This is a genomic window from Candidatus Methanoperedens sp. (assembly GCA_012026795.1).
GTDB lineage: Archaea > Halobacteriota > Methanosarcinia > Methanosarcinales > Methanoperedenaceae > Methanoperedens.
Genome location: VEPM01000053.1, coordinates 1 through 11,355, shown reverse-complemented (window position 1 = coordinate 11,355; position 11,355 = coordinate 1). Strand labels below are relative to the sequence as shown.

Annotated in this window: 10 protein-coding genes; all 10 read right to left on the bottom strand. The window is 36.5% G+C overall.

The genetic code is table 11. The features are described 5' to 3' along the window. Positions 1 to 83: 83 nt before the first annotated feature. Positions 84 to 368 carry a hypothetical protein gene (locus FIB07_17900; GenBank protein ID NJD54718.1) on the bottom strand — a complete coding sequence of 95 codons (285 nt, stop codon included), beginning with the start codon at positions 366 to 368 and terminating at the stop codon, positions 84 to 86. A 72-nt stretch (positions 369 to 440) separates the two neighbouring features. After that, positions 441 to 1,085, bottom strand: a complete 645-nt coding sequence (locus FIB07_17895) for a hypothetical protein (GenBank protein NJD54717.1) — start codon at positions 1,083 to 1,085, stop codon at positions 441 to 443. 398 nt (positions 1,086 to 1,483) lie between these two features. After that, entirely contained in the window at positions 1,484 to 2,554 is a 1,071-nt protein-coding gene (locus FIB07_17890; protein ID NJD54716.1) for a hypothetical protein, read from the bottom strand. Continuing rightward, entirely contained in the window at positions 2,551 to 3,900 is a 1,350-nt protein-coding gene (locus FIB07_17885) for a restriction endonuclease subunit S (protein NJD54715.1), read from the bottom strand. The genes FIB07_17890 and FIB07_17885 overlap by 4 nt, the downstream gene beginning before the upstream one ends. Then, entirely contained in the window at positions 3,893 to 5,500 is a 1,608-nt protein-coding gene (locus FIB07_17880) for a hypothetical protein (GenBank protein NJD54714.1), read from the bottom strand. Before FIB07_17880 ends, FIB07_17885 begins: the two co-directional genes overlap by 8 nt. 145 nt (positions 5,501 to 5,645) lie before the next feature. Further along, complete coding sequence (locus tag FIB07_17875) at positions 5,646 to 6,719, bottom strand: DUF1016 domain-containing protein (protein ID NJD54713.1); 1,074 nt, start codon at positions 6,717 to 6,719, stop codon at positions 5,646 to 5,648. A 70-nt stretch (positions 6,720 to 6,789) separates the two neighbouring features. Next, positions 6,790 to 7,365, bottom strand: a complete 576-nt coding sequence (locus FIB07_17870) for a hypothetical protein (GenBank protein ID NJD54712.1) — start codon at positions 7,363 to 7,365, stop codon at positions 6,790 to 6,792. 9 nt (positions 7,366 to 7,374) lie between these two features. Further along, on the bottom strand, positions 7,375 to 8,925 hold the full coding sequence (locus FIB07_17865; protein ID NJD54711.1) for an SAM-dependent DNA methyltransferase: 1,551 nt from the start codon (positions 8,923 to 8,925) through the stop codon (positions 7,375 to 7,377). A gap of 475 nt (positions 8,926 to 9,400) precedes the next feature. Next, positions 9,401 to 9,994, bottom strand: a complete 594-nt coding sequence (locus FIB07_17860) for a sarcinarray family MAST domain-containing protein (GenBank protein NJD54710.1) — start codon at positions 9,992 to 9,994, stop codon at positions 9,401 to 9,403. Beyond that, the gene (locus FIB07_17855) at positions 9,994 to 11,298 is read right to left on the bottom strand and encodes a hypothetical protein (GenBank protein ID NJD54709.1); all 1,305 of its coding nucleotides are present in this window, start codon (positions 11,296 to 11,298) and stop codon (positions 9,994 to 9,996) included. Before FIB07_17855 ends, FIB07_17860 begins: the two co-directional genes overlap by 1 nt. Positions 11,299 to 11,355: the final 57 nt, after the last annotated feature.

Below are 11,355 nucleotides of genomic sequence, written 5' to 3'. Positions count from 1 at the left end.
TGGAAGTTTTGGACAATAGCGATTTCCAATCACCTTTAGATGCAATTTATACAGTCAGTGCATTTTTTGAAAAAGAGCTTAATTCAACTTGAAGGCGTACTTAATAAAGTTCTCAATCCATTTATTATCTTACTTTTGTCATTGCCTGAATTGTGATTTATGAAACCTATTATTACATCTTTTGAATAAAAATTTTTTGTGAAAGATTGCACATCACCAATTTTGAGAGATTTGGATTTGTTTATCTCACCAATACTCTTTAGAATTTCCTTCTTAATTTTTCCAATATTTTTCTGGTATATGTCAGAAAATTCTGATTTTGCTGTATCACTTGAGATTTTGGGGATATTGCATCCCATTACTTCCAAAGATTTTGAATTCCAGTTGTCAGTTTCAAAAATATAACCAATTAGAACATTATTATCTAGAAAAAAGGGCAATCAATTTGCCCCCATAGACATTTCATATGTCTTTTTCATTAATTGTTTAACAAGTGTTTCATCTTTGCCTGATGCCTTATATTTATCCGAGAGAAGGCTATTTCGAATATTTTCGATATGCTTATGAGTTCTGGGTATCTCATATTCATATTCTATTTTCCAGCGCTTTTTGATTTCAGGATCCGGTATGTTCTGGTTGTGCCGTATTCGAATTCCTTTTGAAAATGTCTCCCAGAATAATTCTTCCAGTTCCTTAATAAGCTCATCCTCTTTTTTTCCAGATAAAAGGTCAAGGCATAATCGTGTAGTATCATCCCATTCTAAATAAGTATCATATAATTCCGAAAGATCTTTATCGGGAAACTCTGAGAGTAAATTATCAAGTACAGGCTCCAAGGTCTCTTTCTTTGAAATAAATCCTGTTTCAGTTCTGTTTACAATATCAATATATTCCTGAAAAATGGAATTAAATTTGTAGGGTGCGTTAACTTCATAAGATTTCTTCTTTGCAGCAGTTCCATATCCTGATTTGAATCCAAATTCTTTCCAAAGATAACGAATAGTTAAATCAATTTTGTTTTTTATCTCATCCAATATTTCATATTTTTTCCTTGCGCTCAAGGGCGGAACAATAAATTCATTCATCATATAGAATTTGCTGAACTCTCTTGGAAGAACGCTATTGAGATGATTAATCTCCACATAAAAACCATATCTATACCAATAACCCGGTAATTCTATATCCACTCCCTGTTTTTTTAGACGTGTATCAAGCAAATTCATCAGCTTGAAGAAATGAGCCTTTTTCATTACAGGCTTTCGTTCCTGATTAAAGGTCTTTAATAAAGTATCAATAGTATATTCTAACAAAAAATTGGGTTTTGTGACCATCTTACCTTTATCCCAATGAGATTTTATCTATTTATATTCTTTTGTGAATTTCATCTCAATTTTGCCATATCAATTATTATATTTGCCTTTAAATATTAACACGAATCTCGCCAGACATCAGCTTCGGGAGGAGGGCATCGCGGATTATACAATTATTTAGATGATTTACTTCCCCATCTGGGTCTGTATTCTTGCCATAATTCTTCGATGTTGATTTTGGGCATTTCTTCTTTGATTTTACTTATTGCTTCCTGCGAATATCTGTCAAATTTTGATTTACCTATTGTTATTTGTTTACAGTATTTTATATCATCTTTCAATTTTAAATGTCGTACTATTACCGTTGCTTTTGGTGATGTCAAGCCTACGTTTTCTGCAAGTTGAGTATGTGATAAATTGTAGAAGTCCAGTTCATTAACCCTCTTTATAGCAACGACTGAAGCCCCCGGCGTTCCTTCAGGGACAAGATGGACTGGAATACCTTCTTTCTTTGTGATTCTAATGGATAAGTTATATCCGCTACCATCTGAAGCAAGATTAACCGAAGCAGCACCAGGGAATATCTCTTGCCAATTTTTATTTTGTTTGACCTTGTCAGCTAATTTATTTAAATTGCTCTGGCTTGGTTGAAGTTTTTCACCTCTGATTGCTCCATCGAAAATTGCCAATCCTCTTAATTTAACAATAACTTCTACTTTACGTCTGGTTTTCGGAAGAAGTAATTTTCTTATTTCTTCAACTTCATTTTCAAACAGTGCTGCAATATCTCGTGGTGGCATTGTTGATAATGGCAAAACTCGTTTTGGTAGCTCTTTTGCGATGTCTTTTTTGAATATATCTCTTAATATATCTCGGAATAAGGTTAATCCAGCTTGAGATTGTAAATATAAATGTTGCTCTGAAAGCTCGACAATGTAATGCTGGGCAGCATCCCTTAAGCTATTAATTGTTTGGAGAGTAAGTGCCTGTTCTTCTGTAATGATTTTTGAAGATATTGATGTTCTTACACATTCATCAAAACCAATTGTTTGATTTTCACGTTTCTTACGTATTTTCCCTCCTTTATGTAAAATTGAAGCTTTTAATAAGATCTCAAAGGAATGGTCAAGTAAGATTAAAACAGTCTCAATACGACCCCTGTCCCAAGGTCTATTGAAATGTTCTATACTCAGAATTAGGGAGTCAATAGCTTTCTCAAGTAATAATTTTGCCTCTTTTTTCAAGTTGAACTCCTTCCTTCTAATTTTTGATTTTCAAAAACTCTTATTTCTCCAGAAATCAGCTTCGGAAGGAGTGCATCACGGATTTTGCTTAGATTTCTAATTTGATTTGAATTAATTGTTATTCCTTCAAATAATGGAGTAACTACTTTATGAAACTTTTCAATGATTTTCTGAGATGGTAAACAAATCAAAAGCTGATTGAACAAATTTTCTGGTACTCTCTGTCTACCTGATGACCCTGTCATCGCACCAATAGCAGCTTCACGAAAATATTCACTCCTAGCCAAATGGAAAATATATAGATTAGATTGTATTATCTTCGGAGCAAAAATGATGAATTCTGTAGAACCAAAAGCTACTTCATCTTTATACAGAAATGAAACGAATGCAGTTTTCCCGTGTTCAAGGCTGGGAGTTATTCTGGCAAAAAGGGTATCTCCGTTTTGGAATCTTGGACCTGATTTGTATTCCTCTAATTGCCATGATTCAATCCACGATTGCCATGCGTTCAAATCAGCCATCCCAACCTTTTTTGCATGCCTATCTTTTATTAACTTTCTATTTGGATTTATATCAATTAATTCATAAAATGGCTTTACTTCCCACCCCTTCGGCACCTCACCAAGCTCCGTCTCCACCATCTCCCCGCCGCTCGACCTGTAAGGCTTGCCCTCCCCGTCCGGGAACTCAAAATCAACGAACCAGCGCCTGAAAAGCGCCTGCCCGATGGCTTCGAGGGTGGAATTCATTGAGCGGTTGAGGGAGATTTTGTCGTCGAGAGATCTGAGTATATCTGCAATCTTGTTTTGTATCTCAATATTTGGAAGTATCGGAATTGGAACTTTTTTGAAATCTTTAAGTATTACTCTTGGAATTGCGGAGCCTGAGACATAGCCTTCTCTCATTATTTTCTGAGCTACTGGAGATAATAAATAATATCTATAAAATTGAGGATTAAAGCCTTTTTTTAATTTGACAATTGCGATAGATGATAAAAGAACAATCTTCTTATCTTGATTATATACAAAAATCAAATCTAAACAGTTTGCGCCATCCTTTGAGATAATTATATCTCCTTTTTCTGGAGAACAACCATTTTTAACCAAGAGATTAAAATCGTCATCTGCAATCCTTTTGCAATTCTTGAAAGAGAAATGATAATATCCCATATCTTTTACTGTGGCAATGATCTTATTTCCTGTCTCTGATTCTTTAGGAGAAAAATGAGATCCGTCTGTTACTTTTAAAGAAATCTCATCTAAGGTTGAAACTTCCCAATCAACAGGTATTTTCCCTATTTCGGTTTCTTTGTAGCTCTTCTCTTGCATTATTGGCTTATTATTCATTTTTATTGCTCGCTATCAAAATTAAAAGGCACTCCTTACCATTGTTGGCAGGTATTTTTTGAAAATGCAAGTTTGATAACCCGGTCTGTTCTTTTAATAATCCCTCTAAATCTTGCATTCGATTATCGTCAAACTTTGAGATTTGTAAAGGCTCAAAATCTTTTGTGTCTTCATTTGCGCCAATAATGTATATTTTAGTTGCAGATTTTTTTATTTTCTTTTTTATATCTTGACAAAGATTTTCTACGATATGTTTGTTATTGCCAGAGAAATAGTCTCTTGATTTAAATTCTATAATATCATTCTCACTGTTAGCAAATTTGTTTGAAAAATCAATTTTTGAATTAATGCTATTTGCTAGTTCTTTCAGGAAAAATGAAATTTCTTTGCCTGAATTTTCCAAGCTTAAAAGTTCAAATATAAGATATATTAATATTTTTTCAAAATCATCTTTTATCGGAAGCTCTGAATAGTAATCTAATAGAATTTTCGAAATTTTTTGATCTAATTCATTGTATATTTCAATGTTTTTTATTTTTATTGGATTTGGTGAAACTTTTCCACCAGCATGAAAAATCCTAAAAGATTCATTATTTAATAATTTTGACCGAATTTCAAATAAAAAGCTTGGCCTAATCTCTATTTTTTTGTTGGAGAAAATTATGCTAAAATTTTTATTTGTTTTCTTAACCAAAACTTTGTCTGTTGAATCTCTTACTTCATACTTATCATCAATAATTTTTTTTGTCCAAAGATCAAATGCAGAATTTAATTCTGTATATTTTTCTTTATAAAAAGCTAATTCATATCTTTTTGCATAAAAGTCCTGCATGAAATCTCCATAATTAGCATAATATCGTCTTCCGACCCTTATTTGTACTAAAGGAATATTTTGAACCGGATTAGATAAAATTAACTGATTTTCATCAATTTTGAATATTTTCTCTTCAATAAATTTTTTTTCGAATTCGTCATCTGTAAACTCAAATACTAATGTAGCGCCATTTATTTCACCAAAAAGCTTATTTTTTCCTTCAAGATATCCAAAAGCCTCTCTTTCTGGTATTCCAAGCCATGTGGCAAAAAATACGGACGGAGTATCCTCAAAAAATATGATTTTTATATCCTCTTTTTCTCTTTCAAAATAAACAAATCTTAAAACATTATCTTTATCAAGCATTCTTTCAATAACTTCACAATTTGGGGTAATTGTCTCTTCTCCAAAACGACTGTGACAAAGGATTACAAACTTTGATGTTACTATACAAACAACATATTTTTCTTCCTCTCGCATACGTGTGTTCATGGAATCTGTAAAATCGTTCAATAATTCCTTTATAATTCTCGATCTTATTTTTGGATAAGAAGATAGAATTTTATTAATCCAATCTTTGCAGTTTTGTTTCAAATATAATTCTTTCAAAAATTTAATTTTGCCCAAAGGTAAAAGAGAATTAATTACACTGGATATTTTATCTTTCTCGAATTTCCGTGTTTTCTTAGCTCCTTTGATTTCTCGATCATTTATTTTTTTTGAATAAACATATGTAACTTCTTCTTTTGGCCCATCTAATTCGTTTGATAGTGTCTTTATTTTCATCCCACCACCAACTCCCAGTACCCGCCCCTGTCAGCGCCGATGCGCCGGAGCAGACCTATTTTAAGGACATTTCCAGAATACATCCGTACCCTATACTCATTAATATTCAAGGCTACCGATATATTAAAAATATTATTTTGCAAATTCATATATTATCATTTTTATCTTTTTTTCCATTTTCCAGATAATGTGATAATTCAGCTTCAATCTCTTCTATTGTCGGCAGACTTGTCTTCAATTCATCTGGAATAGATTCGACTATTTTATATTCCGAGACACCGATAGGTTTGGTCATATCTCGTAAAGAATACTCAGCCAGAACTTTATTTTTTGTTTTACATAATATTATTCCAATAGAAGGATTGTCTTCTGGATATTTAAATAAATCATCAATAGCAGATAGATAAAAATTTATTTTACCTGCATATTCTGGCTTAAAATCTCCTGTTTTCAATTCAATTGCTACATAACACCTGAGTTTCAGGTGATAAAAAAGAAGGTCTAAATAATAATCCTCACCAGCTATTTCCAAATGGTATTGATTCCCTACAAAAGAGAATCCAGCCCCCATCTCCAATAAAAATTTTGTAATATGTTTTGTAAGTTCTTTCTCTATTTCTCTTTCCTGTGCTTCCTTACCTATGCTCAAAAAATCAAATATGTATGGGTCCTTCAGAGTTTGATATGCCAGATCTGATTGTAATGCAGGTAATGTTACTTGAAAGTTGGTTGTTTTATCTGACACAACCTGTCTTTTGTACAAATTGCTCTCAATTTGATGAATAAGCACATTTCTTGACCAGCCATTCTGGATTACCTGATGCATATACCATATTCTTTCTTCATCGTCTCTCACTTTATCGATCAATATACAATTATGGAACCATGGGATTTGTGCAGCAAGCTGCTGCATAAATTCAAAATCCGGGTAAGTTTGCGCGAACTTTTTCATATATTTCAAATTCCTCGGAGAAAATCCCTTCAAATCAGGGAAACTTATTTTTAAATCATGGGCTAAGCGGTCAACAACCTTTGAACCCCATCCTTCATTATTCTGCTTATCTGATATCGTTTTTCCTATCTCCCAATATAAAATTATCATTTCTTTATTTACTGACAGGGCAGCTTTTACCTGTGCTGTTTTTATTCGATGTTTAATTTTATTTAATACTTCTACATAACTAAAATCAGGCGAATCTGGTTTTATAATCTCTTTCATCCTCCCATCACCTCCCAGTACCCGCCCCTGTCAGCGCCGATGTACCGTTGCATATCTTTTTCTTTGTATTTCATTTTCGTATTCCTTCTGAAGTGCCTTGATCCAGAGATGTTATTATTCCAAACTTGCTTTTTGCTTTCTGGTACTCCTTCTGAACGCCTCGCCTCAAATTCTCACCTATGCGGACATTATGAGTGTGAATATATCCACAATAAATTATTTTTCCCCGAAATGGCATAAGGATGGTCTCAACATATTGAGGTAAGAAAGGAGGTATTACATCCCGGATCTTGTCATGCAATCCAAGAACACCGTATACCTTTTGCTCACCCGAAATCTTCAAAAAAACAGTATAAGCCCTCAAATAAGCCATAATTAAGAAATTGCTTTTTATAAAATTTTTCCAGCTTTTTATTATCTCAAGTTCCTCCAGGGTGAAGCTGAATGGATTTTCATCAACAAAAGAATCAATAAGTTCAGGATGAGAGAAGAGCTTTTCATTTAAACCTACAATCTCGGTTGGGGGCCTATCCTTAAGCATCGGCTCTTTCAGTTCTTTTATGACAGGATATTTCTGGTTTGTATAAAACAAAAGCGCCCATATCAGTTTATAAAATAAATTTGCCTCTTCTTTGCTCAATTTCATACTTTCTGATCACAACCTATATCCCAGACCCAAAAGATTCGTATTTATCTCCTCTTCAAGCTCCCTCGCTCTCTTAAACTGCCCCGCCAATTCCCCCGTCAGCCTCGCCATCTTCTCCTCGAATGGCTCCCCGTCATCTTCAACCTCCTCAGCGCCCACATACCGCCCCGGAGTCAGGATATGCTCGTGCTTCCTGATTTCATCCAGCTTAACTGCCATGCAGAATCCAGCCACATCCTCATATTTTCCGCCCTCCCCACGCCATGCGTGATAGGTAGAATCGATTTTCCGGATTTCTTCATCCGTAAGCTCCCTGTGCCTTCTATCCACAAGGACGCCCATCTTTCGCGCATCAATAAAAAGAACTTCTCCGCGCCTGTCCCTGAATTTATGGTTTTTCTTATCCCGCGAAACAAACCAGAGGCAAGCAGGTATCATGGTATTATAGAACAACTGCGAAGGCAGCGCAACCATGCAGTCTATCAGGTCAGCCTCGATGATGTTCTTTCTTATCTCACCTTCTCCCGAAGTATTGGAAGACATAGAGCCATTTGCAAGCACGAATCCTGCAATACCTGTTGGTGATAAATGATGAATAAAATGCTGCACCCATGCGAAGTTTGCATTGCCAGTGGGCGGGACTCCGAATTTCCATCTGATATCTCCCTTAAGAAGTTCACCTTTCCAGTCGCTGTCGTTAAAAGGCGGATTGGCAATAACAAAATCAGCTTTCAGGTCCTTATGAGCGTCATTCAGGAAACTCCCTTCGTTGTTCCACTGCACATTTGCATCAATACCCCTGATCGCAAGGTTCATCTTGCACAGGCGCCATGTGGTCTGGTTTGATTCCTGTCCATAAACAGCGATATCCCCAATTCTTCCTTCATGGGCTTTTACGAATTTCTCACTCTGCACGAACATCCCGCCTGAGCCGCAGCACGGGTCATAGATACGTCCTTTGTACGGCTCAAGCATCTCGACCAGGGTTTTGACTATTGACCTTGGTGTATAGAATTGCCCGCCTTTCTTGCCTTCTGCGTCTGCGAATTGTCCTAAAAAATATTCATAGACCCGCCCCAGGATGTCCTTGGATCTGCTTTCATAATCTCCAAGACCTATCGTGCCAATAAGGTCTATCAGCTCCCCCAGCCTCTGCTTATCAAGGGCAGGCCGCGCATAATTCATGGAAGAAAGAACACCTTTAAGAGAAGGATTGTCTCTTTCGACAGCATCCATCGCTTCATCGATAATTTTACCGATGGTTGGCTGCTTTGCATTGTTTCTAAGATTCTCCCATCTTGCTTCTTTTGGAACCCAGAAAACATTTTCTGCCCGGTACTCGTCAGGATCTTCAGGGTCTGCGCCCAAATTAGATTCCCTGGTCAAAAACTGGTTTTTCTCTTCAAAAGCATCAGAGATATATTTGAGAAATATTAAACCAAGAACGACATGCTTGTATTCGGCAGCATCCATGTTATTTCTCAGTTTATCTGCCGCCTGCCAGAGCTTTTCTTCAAAACCCAGATTTGCGCCATTGCCATTGGTTTTGCCTTTTGCCATTTTTGGTTCCCTCTTATTTTATCAAATTCACACCTTATTAATTTTCATTCCAATTTCATTGAAATCCATGAAATACTCATCTTTTGAGCTTTTATTCATCGCCTTTGTCCTCGATCACCATAAAACCATAACCCTATATAGTTTAGATAATAATAAAATCTTTGTATAAATTAAATTTCTGAAATCTAATTTTTACCAGAATCGGCTGTCTATGACTATTTATTAAAAAATACGGTGGATATAACAAGAATACTGAAGTTGAATTATAAATGGCGTCAAAGTTTAATTTATTGAAAAGATAAATGACCCGATGATAATGGATTATCCTACAGTGCAAGTATGGAGAGTTGTGAAATTATGCAACCAATGATTTCATGTTAAACCCCGCCAGCGGCGGCGCTTCCATCGGGGGTCTGGGGTGTAACCCCAGCGCCGTAAAGCAATGTTGACTGAAAGTGCTTATTGTATACCCATCTCACGATTTTTTCAAGCGCCATGCCAGCAATAGTGCGCTGACCATGAATAAAACGGGAAGGAACGGCATCTCTTTCGTCGGGGCGCCTGTTCCTGTTATTTCCGGCGCAGGAGTCGTGGCGGCGCCGGTGTACTGCTTGTCGAGAATGTAGGGGTTGGCGATGGTGAATTGGATGGGTTTCTGATCCCCTTTCTTGCTAAACGAGACTCTAATATTTATCGGTGCATTCCCATTTTTCCATGCACCATTAGGCTTTAAAGTCCATGAATAAGTTTTTGACCAGCCGACAATTATATTATGATTATCTATTGATTCATCCATCTTACTGCTTCCAGCGATCATATCGTATGATTTAGTAATTCCTGGCTCATCCAATTCAACATATACATTTCCGTTTATTTTTGATGTAACTTCAACCTTTATTTCCACTGGTTCTCCTATCTTTAATTGAACTCCTTCTATGGTCTTTACAGTAGCATTTTCATCATTAAACCATGCTCTGACGATTCCATATTCATTTTCTTCAGCAGAAGCTATTTGAATAATCAAAAGTGAAACTATCATAAAAAACAATATTGATATACTAATTTTCATTATATCACCTTATAACCAGGAGACTCTTCGATAATATCTCCTTCTTTATCCCCTATTCCTAATATTTTGCCCGGAGGAACAAGTATAAAAGTCCCTGTAGTGAAGCCGAATTTTATCCTTTCATTTTTTCCGATTTTTCGATAATTTAATAAAGGATCTTCAATATCCAATTCTTCCCTCACATACGCCTGCGCCTCATGCCCGAAAATCGGATCAGGATGCACTTCATTATCAATATCCTGCACCTCAAACTTCACGAATTCACCTTCCACATCAATCGACCACGCATTGAAAGTAGCGATCCACGGCTCAAGAGATGGCAAAATATGGATGCCATTTCTCAACAGTAAATTACTATTTCTTACTTTCAATGAATACAATCTCGGATTAGAAGGAAATGGTCTGAATGCATCCAGATAATTCGGTTCCTGGTTGATCAACAAAGTCACGCTCTCATTCCACGCCTGAAGCTTGCCTGGCTCATAAATATTCCCATTCTCATCCACATGATATGCCCTCATACTCACAGCAAACGGCAGCTTGAATCCGCGGGACAGGAACTTTACAGCATCCCTGTTTGCCTGCTTCACTTTATCTGGTTCGGAAAAGTTTATCTTGATCTCATCATCGATCCTTTTACTCCCTTGCGAAAACTTCTCCCGTATCTGGTACTTCACCTGGTCAACATACCATTCACGGATAACGGAAATCACCTTTGCACTTGCGCTATTATACTTGCCTGAATAATAATTTGACTTATTCACATACTCCGCATCCCTGACAGAGATCTTCCCGATCAGGTCACCACGTGCAGCATTGATCAGGTCGGAAGGAACAGGATAATTCTCATAATTAATATCAGGATCAAGATGAATATCATTCTTCATCCTTCCAGTAATATCATCAACAGCATACTGCGCTTCCTCAGAAACCCATGCAGGTTCATCAACTGTAATTGATTTTGTGTCAGTATCACCATTTAAGTTAATGTTCTTCAGGTTCGATAATTTATTAGAATCGAATAAATCCCTGTATAAAAGGTATGCGGGCTCAAGATTCGGGTCTATATAATCAACCCCATTTAAGAGAGCCAATCCGTATGTCACATTCTTCGAGACAAAAGTCCCGGACAGGTCATTCTTCGATGCAAGAGGTTTTCCTGCAAAATCAAGATTAACATCAGTATTAGAATTCTCAACAGCCTTCAACGTGATCGCCACCCTGTCCATGCGCGAATCAACCGCAGTCATATAATTATAATACGGCACCTGCTTCGTACAACCTGTCCCGCACGGTTCAGTCACCCAATACGTGTGCCTCCAGATATGGTTTCGCGTCCATGTGAGTTCCCAGGTTTCACC

Excerpts from the sequence above, each read along its gene's own strand:
- FIB07_17895 (NJD54717.1), bottom strand. The coding sequence starts at position 1,085 with ATGAATGAATTTATTGTTCCGCCCTTGAGCGCAAGGAAAAAATATGAA.
- FIB07_17885 (NJD54715.1), bottom strand. The coding sequence starts at position 3,900 with ATGAATAATAAGCCAATAATGCAAGAGAAGAGCTACAAAGAAACCGAA.
- FIB07_17880 (NJD54714.1), bottom strand. The coding sequence starts at position 5,500 with ATGAAAATAAAGACACTATCAAACGAATTAGATGGGCCAAAAGAAGAA.
- FIB07_17875 (NJD54713.1), bottom strand. The coding sequence starts at position 6,719 with ATGAAAGAGATTATAAAACCAGATTCGCCTGATTTTAGTTATGTAGAA.
- FIB07_17870 (NJD54712.1), bottom strand. The coding sequence starts at position 7,365 with ATGAAATTGAGCAAAGAAGAGGCAAATTTATTTTATAAACTGATATGG.
- FIB07_17865 (NJD54711.1), bottom strand. The coding sequence starts at position 8,925 with ATGGCAAAAGGCAAAACCAATGGCAATGGCGCAAATCTGGGTTTTGAA.
- FIB07_17860 (NJD54710.1), bottom strand. The coding sequence starts at position 9,994 with ATGAAAATTAGTATATCAATATTGTTTTTTATGATAGTTTCACTTTTG.